The sequence below is a fragment of the Streptomyces sp. NRRL F-6492 genome, from assembly GCF_001280125.1.
GTDB lineage: Bacteria > Actinomycetota > Actinomycetes > Streptomycetales > Streptomycetaceae > Streptomyces.
This window is the reverse complement of record NZ_LGEG01000224.1, coordinates 1-19,321: the sequence shown is the minus strand read 5'-3', so window position 1 is coordinate 19,321 and position 19,321 is coordinate 1. Positions and strand designations below refer to the sequence as shown.

Genomic DNA, 19,321 nt, shown 5'->3' with positions numbered 1-19,321 from the left:
CTACTCCGTACGACGGCGGCGCTTGGCCGCGAACACGGCGGCGGCGCCGATCAGCAGGCCCAGGACTCCGGTGACGACGGCGGGCACGTACGAGCCGGCGTCGTGGGCGGCCGGTGCGGCGGGCACCGCGTCGACCACCTCGGGCCCGGAGGCGGCCGCGGCCGGAGCACCGGTCGTCGTCGAGGGTGTCGGAGAGGCGCTCTTCGACGCACTCGGCGACGCGCTCGGCGAGGGGGCCTTGGAAGCGGTGGGGCTCTTCGACACCGGGGGGACGGCCGGTGCCCTCGTCGTGGGCGGCGCCGGGTCGGGGGCGGGCGGGTTCTCGGGTGCGGGGCCCGTGTCGGTGCCCGGCGGCAGCGGCGCCGCGGTCCGGGTGTCCTTCGGGGCGGGTCCGCCCTTCGGCCGGGCGTTGTGGGCGCGCAGCTGGTCCGGGGTGACGGTGGGGCGCCCCTGGGTGCCCTCGATGTTCGTCGCGCCGAAGGTCCACAGGTCGACGCTGCCCGGCCTCGGCTTGTAGAGCATCGCGCCGAGCTGGCTGTACGTCCAGGTGTTCTGCCCCGGGTCCGCGTGCCAGTACGACCAGTACGCGGAGGCCGGCGGGGTGAGGACGCAGTCGTCCTGCTGGGGCGTCGGGTACTGCTTGCCGCCCTGGTAACCGCTGTAGCCGATGCGGCAGATGAAGGCGGGACCGTCGTGTCCGGTGCCGGTCGTGGCCCAGCCGCCCTGGTTGAGGAGCTCGTACCCGGTGGTGGGCGTCGTGCCGCACGAGCGGTAGACGGGTCCGCTCCAGCGGCTGAAGTCCACGGCGAGGACCACCCCGGAGGAGGTGGTGCACTGCCCCATCGGCTGCGGCGCGGCCCCGGCCGGGGCCGCGGTGGCGGCGAGGGCCGCCACCGTCAGCCCCAGCGCGGCCGCCGCGCGGCCGAGGGCGCGGGCGAATCGGCGGACGCTCACGCCCGGCCTCCCGTCGTCTCGCGGTGACGGCGGGCGAGGCGGACCGTGCCCCAGCCGCCGAGGACGAGCGCCAGGGCCGCGGCGGCGAGGCCGGTGACCCGGGACCCGGTGGCGGCGAGACTGCCACCGCCGGTACCGGAGGCCGAGCCGCCGCCACCGGTGGAGGCGGAGCCGCCGGCCTCCTCGCCCGTGGTGATGATGACGGGGGTGGAGGGGGATCCGGTCGGCTCGGCGGAGGAGCTCGGGATCGGCTGGGCCGTGGTGCCGCTCAGGTCGCGGGTCAGCACGCCGAAGGAGATCCCGGTGGCTCCGCCGACGGCCTGGGCGGAGGCGCGCACGTCGGACCCGGGCTGGCCGCCCCTGGCGACGTTGAAGCCGCCGTCCTTGTTCTGCTGCGAGAGCAGGAACGCGCGGGCCTTCGCGAGAGGGGCCGCGTACGTGGCGGCGTCCAGCGACAGCCCCTGGATCGCGAGCGCCGCGGAGTTGACGGAGTTGCCGGAGGCACCGGGGAAGCCGCCGTCGGGGAGCTGCTGAGCGGCCAGCCAGGCGAGGGCCTTGTCCACGGCCGCCTGCGAGGCGGCGTCGGGGAGCAGGTCCACGGCCATCGCGGCCATGGCGGTGGAGTCGACCTCGAGGGCGCTCTTCTCACCGATCAGGCTGGGCCAGGCGCCCGTCGAGGGGTCCTGGAGGCTCTTGAGGTAGCCGATCGGCTCGGCGGCGGCGGCCGTCTCGCCCGCCCGGACCTGGGCGATGACGCCCAGGGACTGGGAGAAGACGGAGTTCGCGTGGGAGTAGTTGCCCCTGGCAGCGCACTTCCTGGGCTGCGTCGGGGTCGCGGCCGGGCAGATGCCCTCGGTGAGCGCGGCGATCAGGTCCTGCCCGCCGAAGTCGCGGGGGTCTCGGCCCACGGCTTCGGCGAGCACGGCCGTCTTGCCGATGAACCCGCCGCCCGCGTGCTTCGTCCCGATGTTGGTCCAGTCGTGGACACCGCGGCCCGTGCCGTCCTTGCCGCCCTTGTCGAGGAAGTCGACGACGTTGCGCAGGGTGGTGTTGTCGTGGCCGGTGGCGGCGAGCGCGTAGGCGCCGTCGATGGTCAGGCCGTACTCCGCGAAGCCCGGACTGGACTCGTAGTAGCGGCCCTGGACCAGTCGGCCCGCGAGGTACGCCGAGCCCTTCTTCAGGTCCGGTCCCTCACCGGCCGGGGGGCCGGTCGGCGGGGTCGTGGCGGGAGGAGTCGTGGGCGGGGTGGTGGGCGCGGGCGGCTCGGGCTCCTTGGTGGTCAGCGTCACCAGGTCGCTCTTCGCGGCCGCGACGACGACCGCGGTGGTGGCGTAGAGCAGCGGGTCCGGGGTGCCCTCCTCGAAGGCGAAGCCGCCACCGGGGAGTTGCTGCCGGGAGAGCCAGGAGAGGCCCGCGTCCGCGTGGCCCCGGTCGCCCAGGGCCCGCAGCGTCTGGGCGACCCAGCCGGTGGCGTAGGCGCTGCCCGGGGTGCTGTAGGAGGCGGCGGGCCAGGCACCCGTCCGGAACTGGGCCTTCTTGAGCGAGGACCGGGCCCTGGTCACCACGGGGAGGTGGCCGCCGGCCCGCTGGAGGGCGAGTGCGACGAGGGCGGTGACGTTGGGCTCGCTCTCGCACACCTGGCCGTCGAGGATCAGGAAGCTGGGGAATCCGCCGTCGTCGCACTGGAGTTGGGCGAGGCGGGTGACGGAGTCGGCGGGCGGGGTCACTCCGCCGCCCAACAGGGCGATGACGGCGAGGGCCTGGCCCTCGGTCTGTCCGGTCGTCCGGAAGTCGCCCTTGGTCGCGCAGCCGGGGACGGGCTGCGGCGCGTCGGCACCGCTGTGGCAGACGTTCGCCACGAGGTCGCCGAGCAGGTCGTGACCGCCGAAGGCACGGGGGTCCTTGCCCGCGGCCTCGGCGACGAGCGCGAGGCGGGCCGCGGCGGTGGCGTCCGGGGCCTGGTCCTTCCCGGCCCGGTAGGCGTACGCCTCGGTGTGTCCGGGCCTGCCGAGGAATTCGGCGATCCGCCGGACGGTGGGGTTCTCGCCGTCGACGGCGGCCAGGGCGTAGGCGATCTCGGTGGTGGCGGGGTAGTCGGGCTCGGTGGCGCCTTCGTCGACGACGCGCTGTCCGTTCGTCAGCCGGTCGGCGAGCCAGCGGGTCGCGGCGGGCAGGTCGACCGTGCCCGGCGGCACCTTCGGCGGGGCCGGGTCGCCCGGGGCCGGCGGGTCACCGCCCTCCGCGCGGACCTCGTCGGGCGTGAACGAGGGCCTGCCCTTGGTGCCCCCGATGTCCGTGGCGCCGAAGACCCAGGCGTCCACGTCGCCCGGCTTGAGGGTGCGCGACATGGCGCCCAGCGGGCTGTAGGTCCACTTCTTCTGACCGGGCGAGGCGATCCAGTACGACCAGTAGGCGGTGGCCTGCGGAGTGAGGACGCAGTCCTCCTCGGCGGGGGTGGGGTACTGCTTGCCCTTGTTGAAGGAGCCGGTGCCTATGCGGCAGATGAAGGCGGGTCCGTCGTGGCCCGTTCCCTTCGTGGTGAAACCGGCCGTGTGCAGCAGTTCGTAGCCGGTCGTGGGCGTGGTGTCGCAGCCGCGCGCCACCGGGCCGCCCCAGCGGCCGAAGTCGACGGCGACGATGGCGCCGGTCGTACGGGTGCACCGCTTGATCGGGTCGGCCCCGGCGGGCGCGGCATTCGTGAGGAACGCCACTCCGGCGCCGAGCGTCACCAAGGAGGCGGTCAGGAGGGACAGCAGCCGCTGCCCCGCTCCCGCCCTCCGTTTCGCCTGCTGTTCGGTCCCCACCGCGGCCCTCGTCTCTGCCGGGCGGCTGCGTGCGTGGTGATGCGCCCCGCACGGTTGCGATGCCGTGGGGAGGCGGCGACGACCACGCCGTAGTCCGCGACGGCGTTCCTTCGTACTGAGATCCCGGCCCCAGGCATTCCGACTCACCCGGGACGAGCCGGGCCTACGGTTGCGGGTCAGCGCCGGAATTCGACCGGCTTCCCCTGGGGCTGAGTGCTTATCAGGCGGAGTGCAACACGGATCCGAGCGGGGCGTCAAGATGGTGTGCGTCTCACCCCGGACTCGTGACGGCACACGGCCGGCCTCGCCTCCGGGTGGCTGGCGGACCCCTGATCACTCGGGTAGCGTCCTGGGCTGCCATATGGGGGAATCCGGTGCGAAGCCGGAGCTGACGCGCAGCGGTATGGGACGGCGGAGCCGTCTCCGAGCCCGAATGCCCATACGGCGACGCACCACAGGAAGCCGTACCACGCGTTCCGGACGGCGGCTCCCCCGGCCATGCCCGGCCGTGCTTCCGCACGGCGACGCCCGGCATGCGCGGGAGCGGCCGGCGTCCGCCGATTCCAGGAGCAGGCCATGTCCCGTCCCCGCACGTCACGCCGCCTCGCGCTCGCGGTCCCCGCGGCCTTCGGCGCCCTCGCCCTCGCCACGCTGCCCGCCTTCGCGACCTCGACCCCCGCGCAGATGGCCACGTCCAAGACCAACGGGGTCGCCTACCTCAAGTCCCTCCAGGCGGCCGACGGTTCCTACGCCGGATCCGGCCTCTCCAACGAGTGGGCGTTCAGCGCCTTCGCCGCCGCCGGCACCGCCGTCGTCGACGTGGCCCCGGGCGGCGACACCACCAAGAACGCCCGGACCGTCTACCGCAACCTGCTCTCCACGTCCGGCTGGCCGTCCGCGACCCCGCTGGTCACCGACTACGAGCGCGGCACCCTCAACGCGTACGCGGCGGGCATCGACCCGGCCCGCGTCTCGGCCTCGCGGAACCTGATCGCGCACGTCTACTCGTACTGGCAGACGGCCGAGCCGGGCTACTTCGGCCCGTCCTTGAACTTCAACGGCACGGTCTTCGCCGCCCTCGCGCTGCGCGGCGCCAGGACCCAGGCCGGCGCCGTCCGCGTCCCCCAGTCGCTCACCGACGCGGTGGTCGCCCGCATCCGCGCGAACCAGCACAACGACGGCGGCTGGACGTACCAGAAGGTCGAGGGCGACCCCACCGCCCTCAACACCGCGAGCGACGTCGACATGACGGGCGCCGCCATGGCCGCCCTGTGCGTGTCCGGCGTCCCGAACACCGACGCCGACGTCGTCCAGGCGAAGAACTTCCTCAAGGGCAAGCTGGTCAACAACTCCGGCGCCTTCAACTCCCTGTACGGGGTGAACACCAGCTCCAACGGCTGGGGGGTCTCCGGCCTCAACGCCTGCGGCATCAACCCGCAGACCGGGGACTTCCTCACCGGCCTCGGCAAGACCCCGATCGACTTCCTGATCGCGAACCAGTACAACCCGGCCGGCGGTTTCAAGTACAAGCCCGCCGACACCACGCCTTCCGCCTACTCCTCGATCGACGCCTTGCGCGCGGTGGCCGGCGGCGGCTTCACGACCGCCCCGCCGGTCCCGGTCACGTCCGGGGCCACGCAGTGGGTCGCCCAGTCCGGCTTCACGTCGGGCACCGCCACCAAGCTGGCGCTGACCGTCGACGACGGTGCCGGGAACCTCAAGGTGTGCTCGGTGGCCTTCACGCCGACGGGCACGACGACGACCCTCGGTGACGTCCTGGCCGCCGCGACGAGCGGCGCCACCCCCGCCGGCTGCGTCACGAGCGTGACCCCCTCGTCCGGCACCGGCGCGATCACCGCCCTCAACGGCAAGGCCAACAGCGGTTCGAACACCTGGAAGGTCAGCGTCGACGGCTCCTCCTTCGCCGGAGCCCTGCGCGAGAAGGTGATCAACGTGGGCGACACCATCGCCCTGCGCTGGGGAGCCTGATCCGGGCGGCCGGGGTCCGGCGGCGGTCGTCCCGCCGCCGGACCCCGGCCCCGGCCGCTAGAACGCGGTCCAGGTGAAGGCCACCTGGTCGCCGGCGTTCAGCTTGAACTGGCAGCCGCCGACCGGGGTGGGGGTGCCGTTGACGGAGATGCTCCAGTAGGCCGAGCCACCGCCACTGACGTTCTTGATCGTGTCGACGGAGAAGTCGTCGAACGAGGCGTACCAGGTGCCGTCCCAGGTGAAGTGCTTCTTCTTGGCGGCGTCGTCCAGGGCGGCGGTCGGGGTGGGCACGGCGCTCGGGTTGGCCGAGCCGTTGGTGCCGTCGCACTTGTGGGTTCCGCCGGTGACCGTGGTCACGTCGTGCCCCTTGGTCTTGATCTTGCCCTTGAACAGCAGTCCGTTCGGGCCCTGCACCGTGAGGCCGACCTTCACCGGGGCGTTGGTGTGCGGAAGGGGCTTGGCGTGGGCGACGGTCGGCGCCGTGGTGAGCGCGAGGCCCAGGGCGGCCGTGGTGACGAGGGCGTGACGTACGAGGTTCGGGCGCATGCGTTGCCTTTCGTACAGGACGAGTGCGCAGCACGGCCCTGTACGCCGTATCGCCTCGCGCGACGGCCGCTCCGGCAGGGCGGGAACGGCTGCCGGCAGGCCGACGGCTCGGGGCTTCGCGCTGCAGACCATGACAGTGGGAAGCGGGACGACCGCGTGCTGGGTTGTCCGACTCGGGGCGCGGAAGCGCCCCACACGGTTGCAGGTCAGCGCCGGGTTCCCACCGGCTTCCCCCAGGTCACGCGACCATTCAGTTGTTCGCCCGGGCGGGCCGGGCAGACGAATAGTACGGTCGCGTCAGCGCGGTGACCAGAGGCCGTCGTCGGCCCGGGCCGGGGCCGGGCGGACCCGCGGGCGTCACCCGCTTCCGCGGTTCGTTCGGCGGCGATGCCGCCCTCCCGGTCGGCGGGATCCCCACGTCGACTCGGTGGCCGAAACCCATGATCCTCCGTCCGGACCCCAGCGCCCCGCCGTGCAGCGGGCCTTGAGGGCGCCGATCGCCGCCGTGACCGCGCCGTAGGGACCGGAGAGGGCGGAGGCCGAAAAGATGCCGCACGGCAACCGTTTCGGCGTGAGGTGGCTCACTCAAATCCCCGCCTGTAGAGGCGAATTGACATGTTAAGCGCCCGTCTGGGCGAAGGTTGCGGTGAGCTGTCGGCCACCGGGTCCTGGTCCCTCTTCGGCCGAATTTTGTGTGCGAGCTGTGCGGAGTATAGGAAAACCCCACTGATCATCTATGTGGGGGAATTCCGTGCGAAGAGCTCGACCACTGGTACTCCTAGTGGCATTCATGATGGCTGTTCTGGCAGGTACGGAGCGGGCCGCGCTGGCGGTGGCCCGCCAGGTCGCCGCCAAGGCCGGCCCGGGCGCCGGCGAACTGCCCGAGCAGGGCTGGGGATCGGCCCGCGGACGCGGGCACAGCGCGACCGGCGACGCCACCGACGCCTCCGCGGCCGGCGGCCGCGGAGGCGCCCTGAAGGCACCGGGCGAGCTCGCGCCGGACTCGGGTACCTCCGCCCTCCGGCTCGGTGACGCACCCGAGCCGCCGGCGAAGCCGCCCTACACCAAGGTGCCGGCGCCCCAGACCGAAGCCCCGAAGGGTTTCGACGCCAAGGCCAGCACCGAGCTTCCGGAGAAGCGCACCGAGCGGGGTCGTACGTTCCGCAACGAGGACGGCACCTTCACCACGCGCTTCTACAACGAGCCGGTCAACTTCAAGGCCGCCGACGGCACGTGGAAGAACATCGACACGCGGCTGGCGCGTGCCGAGGACTCCGGCCCGCGGACGATGACCGGCACCTCCGGACCGGGCTGGGAAACCCGCTCGACCGAGGACGCGGTCTCCTTCGCCGAGTACGCGGACGCCGACGTCCTGGTGCGCCTCGCGGCCGGCGGGAACGCCTCCATCGGCTACGCGGTCGACGGCGCGGCCCGCTCCCGGGGACGTGTCACCGGCAGCGTCATCACCTACCCCGAGATCCGGCCCTCCGCGGATCTGGAACTCGTCGCGGGCAGTGACTCCGTCAAGGAGACGCTGGTCCTGAAGAACGCGCAGGCGCCGTCCGAATGGCGCTTCCCGCTGGCGCTGGACGGACTGACCGCAGAGCTCGACGGCCACGGCGGCGTCTCCTTCGTGGACGCCTCCGGCCGCCGGCGGGCGGGGATGCCGCCGGGCTGGATGGAGGACTCCGCGAAGGCGCCCCACTCCGACGAGGGCGTCATCTCCTCGGGCGTGACCTACCGCCTCGAAGGCCGGGGCGACCGCCAGGTGCTCGTCGTCTCGCTGGACAGGCAGTGGCTGTCCGCCCCCGAGCGCGTCTTCCCGGTGAAGGTCGACCCCTCGGTCGAGAGCGCCACCGCGACCTCCGACACCTACGTCGAGTCGCCCTACAACCAGAACTTCTCCAGCGACAAGGTGCTCAAGGCGGGCACGTACGACGCGGGCGGTCACAAGGCCGCGAGCTTCCTGAAGTTCGGCGGTCTGGAGAACACCCTCAAGAACGCGTGGGTCGTCGACGCCAGGTTGGCGCTGTTCAACTCGTGGTCGTCCTCGTGCACCGCGCGCCCGGTGACGGTCCACGCGGTGACGTCGAACTGGGCGGAGAGCACCACCAAGACGTACCCCGGCCCGGCCACCGGCCCGGCCCTGGGCTCGAAGTCCTTCGCGCACGGCTGGCTCCCGGAAGGTGCCTCCAACTGGGCCTGCGCTCCCGCCTGGGAGGCCGTTCCCCTCGGGGCCGAGGGCCGGCAGCTCGTCGACGACTGGACGCACGGCCGCAAGCCGAACTACGGCCTGGCCGTGAAGGCGTCCACCTCCGACTCCAAGAGCTGGAAGAAGTTCCACTCCGAGGACGAGGCCACCGGAAAGCCCAGCCTCGACGTCACGTGGACGAAGTACGGGGCCACCTACGGCCTCGGCGGATTCGTCCAGCCGATGACGGCGACCACCGAGGGCACCTTCAAGGTCACGGTCACGAACCAGGGCCAGCAGACCTGGGGCAAGAACAGCAACTACAAGCTGCGCTACGACCTGTACGACGCCAACGGCAACCAGGTGGGCGGCGACTACTGGAGCAAGATCCGGTGGACGCCCATGCCCCACGACGTCGCACCGGGCGCCTCGGTGACGCTCGACGCCAAGATCGCTCCGCTGGCCCCCGCGACCTACACGCTCGTGTGGACGATGGACGAGTACGGCGTCAGCTCCTTCACCGCGGCGGGCGTACCCGGCCCGGCGGTCAGGTTCGACGCGGTCAACGTGCCGCCGTACCTCACCTCCGCGGCCCCGCCGAGCGGCACCGTCGTCGACACCCGCACCCCGACGCTGTGGGCCCGGGCCACCGACGTGGACAAGTCCCCGGGCCCGCTGACGTACCAGTTCGAGATCTGTGAGGTCGAGGGCAAGGACCTCCGGAAGAACTGCCGGGGCAACACGCACGCGGCGTCGGAGAGCTGGACGGTTCCGGGCGACTGGCTCTCGTGGGCGAAGACCTACGCCTGGTACGCGTACGCCAACGACGGCAAGGACCAGTCGGCGCGCACCGCACCGTCGATCCTGACCACCCAGGTCCCGCAGCCCGTCATCACCTCCCACCTGGGCGGCGGTGACAGCGGTCGCGGCTTCGGCGAGCGCTCCGGCAACTACGCCACCTCCGCCACGGACACCGCCGTGCCCGTGGTCGGCCCCGAGCTCGCGGTCACGCGGACGTACAACTCCCAGGACCCGCGCACGACCAGCGCCTTCGGTGCCGGCTGGGCCACCCGCTGGGACATGCGGGCGACGGCCGAACCCGACGGCAGCGTCGTGGTCACCCTCGCGACCGGCAGCCAGGTCCGCTTCGGCAGGAACAACGACGGCACCTACAGCGCGCCGTCCGGCTCGATGGGTCTGCTGACCGCCGTCACCGGCGGGGGCTGGACCCTGCGGGACGCGAACGCGGCCCTCTACACCTTCGACGCGACCGGTCTCCTGACCAGGGTCAAGGACGGCCACGACCGCGAGCAGTCGCTGACCTACACGGGCGGCAGGCTGACCAGGGCCACCGACGCCGTGTCGAAGCGGTCGTTGACGTTCACGTGGAGCGGTGCGCACGTCGCGTCCGTCTCCACCGACGCCGTCGGACCGTCCGCGCCGGCCCTCGTCTGGTCGTACACCTACCAGGGCGACCTGCTGACGAAGGTCTGCCCGCCGGCGTCCACGACCGCCTGCACGGTCTACGAGTACACCGGCGGGTCGCACTACCGGAGCATGGTGCAGGACGCCAACCCGGTCGCGTACTGGCGGCTGAACGAGGCCGAGGGGTCGCTCGCGCAGAGCGAGGCGGTCTCCCGCACCGGCATGAACGCCGGGCGCTACCGCGACGTCACCCTCTCCGGCGCCGGCGTCCTCGCGGGCACGGGCAACGGTTCGGCGTCCTTCGACGGCACCAGCTCCTACGTGGAGCTCCCGGAGTCGACCCTCGCGTCGTCCACCGTCCTGTCGGTCGAGGTGTGGTTCAAGACCGACAAGGCCGGCGGCGCGCTCGTCGGCTTCCAGGACGCGCCGGTCGGGCCGACCGCTCCGGTCCGCTACAACCCGGTGCTCGCCGTCGACGCCGCGGGCAGGCTCCGCGGGGCGTTCGAGAAGGCGGACGGCGGCCTGGTGCCCATCACCTCCGCTACCGCGGTGAACGACAACGTCTGGCACCACGCGGTGCTCACGAGCACCGCGACGAACCAGACGCTCTACCTCGACGGCACGGCCGTCGGGACGCTGGCCGGCCCGGTCGGTCACGCCGGGAAGTCCCACGCCTACCTCGGCGTGGGCTACGGAAACAGCAGCTGGGACGGAATCGCCGCCACCGGCAACCGCTTCTTCAAGGGGTCGATGGACGAGGTCGCGGTCTACCACCGCGCCCTGGACGCCGGGTCGGTCCGCGCGCACTACGCGGCCCGCACCGGGACCTCGAAGCTGTCCAAGGTGACCCTGCCCTCGGGCCGGACCGGTGGTACGGCCTGGTACGACGGCGACACCGGGCGCGCCACCGAGGTGACCGACGGGAACGGCGGTGCGTGGCAGATCTCCGCGCCCCGCTACGCGTCGGGTTCCCAGGCGTACGCGGACGCCGTGCACGCCTCGGCTCCGGTGAACTACTGGCGCCTGGGCGACGGCGGCGGCGCGGCCGCGGCCGACGAGATATCCGCCGGTGGCAACGGCTCCTACCGTGACGGTGTCACCCTCGGCGGTGTCGGGGCCTTCCTCGACGGCGACGACGCCGCGATCACCCTCGACGGTTCGAAGGGCGTCGTCTCCGTCCCGTCCGAGTCCCTCAGCGACGCCACCTCGCTCTCGGTGGAGCTGTGGTTCAGGACCGACAAGCCCAACGGTGTCCTGCTGGGTCTGCAGAACGCCGAGCTCGGCACCGTTCCGACGATGTGGAACGCGAGTCTCCTCGTCGACGGCGAGGGCAGGCTGCGCGGTCACCTGTGGGACGGCCCGTCCGCGGGCTGGCCGGTCATGGGCGGCGTGAAGGTCACCGACAACAAGTGGCACCACGTCGTCATCACCGGCGGACCCACCGGGCAGTCGCTCTACCTCGACGGCGCCGAGATCGGCTCCAAGGCCGGTGCCGTCAAGCCCGAGACCCTGGTCCACGCCTATCTCGGCGCCGGCTACTCCAGCGAGGAGTGGGACGGACAGGCCCGTGCCACCCGCTACTTCGACGGCCGGCTCGACGAGGCCGCGTTCTACGCCGAGGAGCTCGACGCCCAGACGGTCGCCGACCACTACAAGGCCCGCGGCAAGGCGGTCAGCGGCAGCGGTGACCAGTACCGCGGCGTCGTGACGGCCGCCCGTCCCGCGGGCTACTGGCGCCTGGACGAGAGCACCGGCACCACCGTGAAGAGCCGGGTGGCGTCCGTCGACGGCACCGGCACGTACACCAGGGCGGCCCTCGGGACCACCGGCGCGTTCGGCCCCGGTGACGGCTCCGCGGTGCAGTTCGGCGGTGACGGCTTCGCCGAGCTGCCGCCGGTCGGAACCGCCACCACGGACGTCTCCGCCAGCGTGTGGTTCCGCACCGACAAGCCCGGTGTCATCCTCTCCGACCAGTCGGCACCCGTCGCGGGAGCCGCCGACGCGAGCGGCAGCTGGACCCCGGTCCTGTACGTCGGCGCCGACGGCAAGCTGCACGGCGAGTACTACTCCGCCGGCGTGACGGCCTCCAACGCGTCGCCCGGCACCGTGACCGACAACCAGTGGCACCACGCCGCCATCACGGCCAGGGGCGGCACCCAGACGCTCTACCTGGACGGCGCGCAGGTCGCGACGAAGTCCGCCGCCCCGGTCGGCCACCAGGGCAACAGCCGGACGTTCCTCGGCGCGGGCTTCGCCAAGTTCTGGCCCTCCGCCCCCGGCAACGTCAGCTACTTCACCGGAGCGCTCGACGAGGCCGCGGTCTTCCGCCGCGGCCTCTCCGCCGACGAGGTGGCGGCGCAGTACGAGGCCCGCGCGTCGTCGTCGGTCTCCGCGCTCACGTCCACGGTGACGGTCACCGACCCGGCGGGCGCGAAGACGTCCAGCACCTTCGACGCGGTCCGCGGCCAGCGCCGGGTCGCGTCGACGAACGCGGACGGCGGCGTCACCACGTACGCGTACGACACCGGCGGCTTCCTGCACACCGTCACCGATCCCAACGGCCACTCGGTCGTGACCGGTCACGACGAGCGCGGCAACACCGTCTCCACGACGACCTGCCGGGACGCGAACTCCTGCTGGACCTCGTTCGCGGAGCACCACTACAACGAGGCCGACAAGCTGGACCCGCGCAACGGCAAGCAGACCGCCGTGCGCGACGGCCGTTCCTCCGGGCCGGCGGACGACCGGTTCCGCACGACCACCTCGTACACCGCCCTCGGCCTGACCGACACGGTCACCCTGCCGGACGGCCGCAAGGCGTCGACCACCTACACCACGGGCGCCGAGCCCGCGGTGGGCGGCGGAGCGACTCCCAAGGGCCTGGTCGCCACCAAGAAGAGCACCGGCGGCGCGACCGTCTCGTACGCGTACTTCGCGAGCGGCGACCTGGCCAGGTCCACGTCCCCGTCCGGGCTCGTCACCTCGTACACGTACGACGGCCTCGGCCGGAAGCTGACCGAGACCCAGGTCTCCGACGCCACTCCGGACGGCGTGACCACGACGTACACCTACAACGCGATGTCCCGCGTCTCGTCGGAGACCGGGCCGGGAGTGAAGAACGAGATCACCGGTGTCACGCACACCGCCAGGGTCGGCCGTACCTACGACGCGGACGGGCGGCTGCTCACCGAGTCCGTACAGGACACCACCGGCGGCGACGCCGCCCGCACCACGACCTACCGGTACGACGCCGCCGGCCTCAACGAGAGCGTGACGGACGCGGCGGGCAACGAATCGACCTTCGGCCACGACGCGCTGGGCCGGGTGGTCCGCGAGACGGACCCCGCGGGCAACGTCGTCACGCACGCGTTCACCAGGCGCGGGCAGTTGGCCGAGTCGGTGCTGAAGGACTGGACGGGCGACCCGTCCGGTCAGACCCGTGACCTGGTCATGGTCTCCCACGCGTACGACCCGGCGGGCCGCCTGGCCTCGACGACGGACGCCCTGGGGGCCACGACGGCGTTCACCTACTTCGACGACGGCCTGAGCGCCACGACGACGGCGAAGCAGGTGACGCAGGCGGACGGTTCCCGGCGGGACGTCCTGCGGGAGTCGCTGGTCTACGACGGTGCGGGCAACGTCACCTCGCAGACGGCGAGCGGCGGTCGTACGACCGTCAGGACCGTGGACGCCACGGGCCGCCCGACGCGGTCGGCCTTCGATCCGAACGGCCTCAACCGGGTCACCACCCTCGCCTACGACGGCGACGACCGGGTCACCGAGCAGACGCAGTCGATCGACGGATCCGGCAGGAAGCTCACCTCGACCACCGAGTACGACGCGGCCGGCAACCCGAAGAAGTCGACCGTCACCGACGGCACCGGCACCCGCACCTCGTCGGCGACGTTCGACCAGCGGGGCCTCGCCCTGACGCAGGTCACTCCCCGTGGCCACACCTCGATCAGCCGCTACGACGTGCTCGGCCGCCTGGTCGAGACGACGGCGCCGCAGGTCCAGGTCGAGGAGAACGGCGGTGCGGCCACGGCGGCCACGCCGAAGGCGGCCACGGGCTACAACACCTTCGGCGAGGCCACCGAGGCGCGTGACCCGCGCGGTCTGGTGACCCGCCTGGAGACCGACAAGCTGGGCCGCCCGACGGCGGTCACGCTGCCCGACTACACCCCGCCGGGCGCGACGACGGCCGTCACGGCCATCACGCGGACCACGTACGACCAGCTCGGCAACACGGCCTCCACGACCGACCCGCTGGGCCGTACGACCCACTACGCCTACGACCAGCTGGGCAACCCGACCCGCAGGACCGACCCCGCGGTCACCGGCGCGCAGGGCCTCCGGGCCCCCGGTGCCACGACCTTCGGCGGCACGTCCACGGACCTGTCCGGCCGCGGTGTCTCCACCTACACCTGGACCCCGACCGGTCTGCCGCTCTCCGCGACCGACCCGACAGGAGCACGCACCGAGTCCACCTACGACCAACTGGGCCGCCGGCTCACGGCCACCACCGTCGAACGCAGGCCCGCGCTCCAGAACCTCGTCTCCCGCTACACGTGGGACGACGCGGACAACCGGACCGTCTCGGTCACTCCGGGAGGCCTCCGGACCACCGCGTCCTACGACACGGCGGGCCAGGTGCTCACGGTCACCGACCCCCTCGGAGGCGTCACCCGGGCCTCCTACGACGGCCTCGGACGCCTGACCGAGTCCAAGGACGCCACCGGCCGCAGAACGGTCACGGCCTACGACGTCCTCGGCAACCCGACCTCGTCGACGGACTACGGCACGGGCGCGACCGCCCTGCGGTCGACCGCCACCGAGTACGACGCGGACGGTAACGTCACCGCGTCCGTCTCGCCCACCGGCGCGCGCCGTACCCACACCTACGACGCCGTCGGCCGGATGACCAAGCAGGTCGAGCCGGTCACCGCGACGGACTCGATCACGACGACCTTCGGCTACGACGCCGCGGGCAACCGCACGCGCCTCACCGACGGCCGCGGAAAGGCGACCTACTACACCTTCAACACCTGGGGGCTGCCCGAGGCCACGATCGAACCGGCCACCAGCCAGCACTGGACCGCGGACGTCCGCACCTGGACGAACGTCTACGACGCGGCCGGCCGGCTCGTCACCGAGCTGCTGCCGGGCAACGTCAAGCGTCAGAAGACGTACGACGCCCTGGGCCGGCCGACCGGTGAGACCGGGTCCGGCACCGCCGTGGCCACCCGGCCCCGCACCCTGTCGTACGACCTCGCCGGCCGTCTGACCGGCGCGGGCGGGGACGGGGTCCTCGCCGGCAACGCGTACACGTACAACGACCGCGGTCAGCTGCTGACGGCCGACGGTCCCGGCGGGAGCGCGTCCTACGCGTACGACGCGGACGGTCGCATGACCTCCCGCACGGACGCCGCCGGCGTGACGGCCTTCTCCTACGACCAGGCCGGCCGGCTCGACACCACGACCGACCCGCTGACCGGCACGCAGGTCCGCAGCGACTACGACGCCGCGGGCCGCCCGACCCTGCGGGAGTTCGCCAGGCCGACCGGGGGAGGCCAGTACACGGTCGGCGCGAAGCGCTCGTACGCGTACGACGGCCTCGGCCGGATGACCAAGGACGCGGTGACCCGTACCGACACCGGTGCCGAGGTCGAGAGCATGGCGTACGAGTACGACCAGGCCGACCTGCTGGTGAAGAAGACCACGGCGGGCACCGCGGGCGCGGGCGAGCAGACCTACGCCTACGACAAGTCCGGCCGCATGATCTCGATGGCCGCGGGCGGCACCACCACCCCGTACGAGTGGGACAAGTCCGGGAACCTGACCAGGAAGGGGGACATCACCGCGACCTACGACTCCCGCAACCGGCTGGAGACGTGGGGAGCCCAGACCTTCTCCTACAGCGCCCGCGGCACCGAGAAGTCGGTGACCGAGGGAGGCGTCACCCGACAGATCGGATCGGACGCGTTCGAGCGCACGGTCACCAACGGCACGAGCACCTTCACGTACGACTCGCTCGACCGGGTCATGACCCACAACGGCGCGTCGTTCGCCTATGACGGCGGCTCCAACGACCTGGTCAAGGACGGCACGACGACCTACAGCCGCGATCCCGGGGGAGCCCTGCTCGCCAGTGCCGCCTCCGGCACCGCGGGCTCGGCGCGCCTGACCGTCGCCGACCGGCACACCGACCTGGTGGCCGGCCTGACACCGGACGGCAAGTCGGTGGCGTCGTCGCGTGCCTACGACCCGTTCGGCAACGTCACCGCCTCCAGCGGCGGCAACCCGGCCGTGGGCTACCAGTCCGGGTGGACGGACAGCTCCACCGGCGAGGTCAACATGGCCTCCCGCTGGTACCAGCCGGGCATCGGCGGTTTCACGAGCCGCGACACCTGGCAGCTCGACCCGAACCCGTCGGTCCAGTCCAACCGCTACACCTACGCGAACGCGAGTCCGCTCAACGGCACGGACCCGAACGGTCACTTCGTCTGGTTCCTCGCCATCCCGGCGTGGAAGGTGGCCGTCGCCCTGACCGCCGCCGTGGCGGTCGGAGCGGCAGCCGATACGGCGATCAAGGCCGACTGGAACACCGACACGGACTGGGACTGGCGCCGGGACGACAAGCAGAAGGACCGCTGGAACCCGCAGCCCCGCCCTCGCCCCTTCGACATCTGGGACGAGAAGAGGTACATGCGGGACCAGCGGAAGAAGCAGCCGCAGCCCCAGGCGCAGACCCAGCCGAAGAGCACCTACTGCCAGCGCAACCCGTGGCTGGCCGTGTGCGGCGGAGGGAAGAAGGGCGCGCCGCCGAAGAAGGGCAGCAGCTCCGGCAGCGGTGGCGGCGGCGGATGCCGTTCCTGGTGCCGCACGAGCTGGGGCAACTTCCCCGGTCCGTCCTCCGTCGACGACGACGGCGTCGACGTCAACATCACCCCGTGGGCACCGCCGCCGGTCGTCGTTCCGAACCGCAAGCCCGAAGTCGCGATGGACGCGGTCCGCGCGGCGGAATGGACGCGGATCGACGGTTGGCAGGCGACCTTCGACGCGAGCAGCCTGCTGGCGCTGCTTCTCGGGGACGCCCAGTTCGTGCCGAACGACGCGGCGGGCACGCAGGTCGACCCCGCCGCCGACGAGTTCCGTGAGGGCGGGCAGGGGTGGGACAACAACCCCTGCGGCGCATCGAAGGAGCAGCGGTTCCACTACCAGCCCCTCCAGAACGGGCGGGCGACCGGCGCATCCGCACTGCTCTGCCCGAGCGACCTCAAGCCGCTCGGCGCGGAGCGCGACGACGGTGGTGCCGTGGACGTCCACGGATTCCCGGATTCCGACGGAAACAGGAAGCCGAGTGGGCGCGGTACGATTTACGACCGCACGCACATCATCGGCGACAAGGTCGGTGGTGCCTGGAAGGAAGAAAACCTCTTCACCGGCTACGCGCGGATGAACAAGAGCGGTATGCGGCGCTGTGAAATCAAGATGGAGCAGCAGCTCAGGGCGCAGAACCCGGTGCAATATTCGGGCCAGATCATTCCGGGGAACGGGCCCGGCGGCGTGGATGCGATCCGCATGATGGCGCGCACAAAGGAAGGTCCGTTGTTCGATACGGTCATCCAAAACACCCCCGATTGGCAGACAACGTGTTGAGAATCGAAAGTCTGGAAGCTGTCGTTCCCGGCCTTGAGGACTCCAAGCCGGAAGGTCCCAGGCCGGTCGACATCGAAATGATCGACCGCCTGCTGGGTGTTCGCCTGCCGTCCGACTACCGGGAGTTCGTCCTCGCGTATCCCGCGATCGAGCTGGACGGATTCCTCCGGGTGTTCGCTCCTGTGCCCGGCCTGGAGGAGGGGTTCGTCGATGAGATCCGCGAGGAGCTGGAGATCCTCGGGGACTTGTACGAGAGCGGTGACGACCTGAGCGGCGGCTACGCGCCTCATCCGGCCGAGAACGGCCTCCTGCCCTGGGGGACGTCCCTGTCCGGGGACACCTTCTTCTGGAAGGTGACGGCGGACGACGGGGACCGGTGGCCCGTGGTCGTGGGAGGACGCAACGGAGACTGGTGGGAGTTCGAGGGAGGGCTGATCGCCTTTCTGGTCGGCCTGATCGACGGCACCGTCGAGCGACGGGGGCTCCCGCGTGACGTGCCCAGCGCCCGTCCCCGCGTCCACGTCTTCACCGACTGACCGGCTGACCGGCTGACCGACTGACCGGCTAACCGCAGAGGGTGAACCGGCCCTCTGATCGCTGCGAGGCCCCGACTCCTCCGTGAGTCGGGGCCTCGCTCTTGCGGAGGAACCTCCGCGCGGTGGGTCGCTCACCGAAAGCGTCCTCTCGCCGCGGAGGGCCCCCGCGTACGGTTCGCACCTCGGTCCTGGACGTCCTCGGGCTCCGGGAGGCCGTCGTCGGGACGGCGGACGGCTTCGCGCTCGCCTCGGAGACCACCCGCTTCGCCAACCCGCGCACCGGGCCCGGGACCGACCTTGAGACGTGTGGGGCCGGTGGTCCGGCGGGCCGGTGGTCCGGCGGTCGCGGGACCGGTGCGTCACTCGTACCGGTACTTCAGCGAATCCGCCTCCGCCCGCTCGATGTCGGCGATCGTCAGCTCCGGCATCCGCAGCTGGGCCAGGGTCACCTCGGCCGAGGTCGGCTGGGCGTCCGCCGGGAGCCACTGCTCCGGCTTCCAGGCGCCGCCGCGCAGGAGCGACTTGGGGCAGTGCGGGTAGACCTCCTCGATCCCCACCACCAGTGCGCCGGCCGGCGGCTTGCCCACGGCGGTCAGTCGTGACAGCAGTTCCGGGCGGGTGGAGACGCAGGCCCGGCCGTTCACCCGGAGCGTCGTGGTGCGTCCGGGAACGACGAACAGCAGCCCGGCCCGTCCGGTGGCGACGACGTTCCGCAGGGTGTCCAGGCGCTTGTTGCCGGTCGCGTCCGGTATCGCCACGGTTCGCGCGTCCAGGACGGCGACGAACCCGGCGGGGCCGCCGCGCGGGGACACGTCGCAGTTGCCCTCGGCGTCCACACTGGCGACCAGGACCAGCGAGGAGCAGCCGATCAACTGCTTGGTCTGATCGGTCAGTTCGGTCATCTCCTTCCGGACGGCCGCTTCCTTGGGCAGTTCGTAGACCCGGCGCAGCGCCTCCTGGTCGGGCACGGCGTCGAGGCGGAGCGAGTCGAAGGCACTGCCGACAAGGGGTGTGGTCATGCCGCCGACCCTAGTACGCCGGTCCTCGGCCGATCCCGGCCGGTGGGTGCGGGGGCGCCCCCGTCCCGGTGCGGGGCGGGGGCGCCGTCGTGCGTGCGGGCGTCAGTCGTGGGAGTGCAGGGGCTTGCCGGCCAGGGCCAGGTGGGCCTCGCCGAGTGCCTCGTTCTGCGTGGGGTGGGCGTGGATGAGCTGGGCGAC

Annotated in this window: 7 protein-coding genes and 3 riboswitches; of the genes, 3 read left to right on the top strand and 4 right to left on the bottom strand. The window is 72.1% G+C overall.

Translation table 11 applies throughout. The features are described from left to right. Both ADL08_RS20885 and ADL08_RS20880 read right to left on the bottom strand, forming a co-directional pair. Positions 1-954, bottom strand: a complete 954-nt coding sequence (locus ADL08_RS20885) for a hypothetical protein (RefSeq protein WP_053645203.1) — start codon at positions 952-954, stop codon at positions 1-3. Continuing rightward, positions 951-3,758 carry a prenyltransferase/squalene oxidase repeat-containing protein gene (locus tag ADL08_RS20880; RefSeq protein WP_053645201.1) on the bottom strand — a complete coding sequence of 936 codons (2,808 nt, stop codon included), beginning with the start codon at positions 3,756-3,758 and terminating at the stop codon, positions 951-953. Before ADL08_RS20880 ends, ADL08_RS20885 begins: the two co-directional genes overlap by 4 nt. 132 nt (positions 3,759-3,890) lie before the next feature. After that, a riboswitch (cobalamin riboswitch) is annotated at positions 3,891-3,961 on the bottom strand. A gap of 161 nt (positions 3,962-4,122) precedes the next feature. After that, positions 4,123-4,197: riboswitch (cobalamin riboswitch) on the top strand. Positions 4,198-4,334: 137 nt separating this feature from the next. Here ADL08_RS20880 and ADL08_RS20875 point away from each other — a divergent pair. Then, positions 4,335-5,747 (top strand): hypothetical protein, encoded by a 1,413-nt coding sequence (locus ADL08_RS20875; RefSeq protein WP_053645199.1) that lies wholly within the window; start codon positions 4,335-4,337, stop codon positions 5,745-5,747. Positions 5,748-5,804: 57 nt separating this feature from the next. On the opposite strand, the gene ADL08_RS20870 is transcribed toward ADL08_RS20875, so the two are convergent. After that, positions 5,805-6,293 carry a DUF4430 domain-containing protein gene (locus ADL08_RS20870; protein WP_053645197.1) on the bottom strand — a complete coding sequence of 163 codons (489 nt, stop codon included), beginning with the start codon at positions 6,291-6,293 and terminating at the stop codon, positions 5,805-5,807. Between the two features lie 161 nt (positions 6,294-6,454). After that, positions 6,455-6,527: riboswitch (cobalamin riboswitch) on the bottom strand. Between the two features lie 556 nt (positions 6,528-7,083). Here ADL08_RS20870 and ADL08_RS20865 point away from each other — a divergent pair. After that, on the top strand, positions 7,084-17,568 hold the full coding sequence (locus ADL08_RS20865; RefSeq protein ID WP_234352213.1) for a LamG-like jellyroll fold domain-containing protein: 10,485 nt from the start codon (positions 7,084-7,086) through the stop codon (positions 17,566-17,568). A gap of 77 nt (positions 17,569-17,645) precedes the next feature. After that, positions 17,646-18,104, top strand: coding sequence for an SMI1/KNR4 family protein (locus ADL08_RS20860; protein WP_107092071.1), 459 nt, complete (start codon positions 17,646-17,648; stop codon positions 18,102-18,104). Positions 18,105-18,463: 359 nt separating this feature from the next. Here the strand turns inward: ADL08_RS20860 and ADL08_RS20855 are convergent, their stop codons facing one another. Next, entirely contained in the window at positions 18,464-19,123 is a 660-nt protein-coding gene (locus tag ADL08_RS20855) for an MSMEG_1061 family FMN-dependent PPOX-type flavoprotein (RefSeq protein WP_053645195.1), read from the bottom strand. Positions 19,124-19,321 lie beyond the last annotated feature (198 nt).

Bases quoted from the DNA above. Each gene is read 5' to 3' on its own strand.
- ADL08_RS20875 (WP_053645199.1), top strand. From the start codon at position 4,335: ATGTCCCGTCCCCGCACGTCACGCCGCCTCGCGCTCGCGGTCCCCGCG.
- ADL08_RS20870 (WP_053645197.1), bottom strand. From the start codon at position 6,293: ATGCGCCCGAACCTCGTACGTCACGCCCTCGTCACCACGGCCGCCCTG.
- ADL08_RS20865 (WP_234352213.1), top strand. From the start codon at position 7,084: ATGATGGCTGTTCTGGCAGGTACGGAGCGGGCCGCGCTGGCGGTGGCC.
- ADL08_RS20860 (WP_107092071.1), top strand. From the start codon at position 17,646: ATGATCGACCGCCTGCTGGGTGTTCGCCTGCCGTCCGACTACCGGGAG.
- ADL08_RS20855 (WP_053645195.1), bottom strand. From the start codon at position 19,123: ATGACCACACCCCTTGTCGGCAGTGCCTTCGACTCGCTCCGCCTCGAC.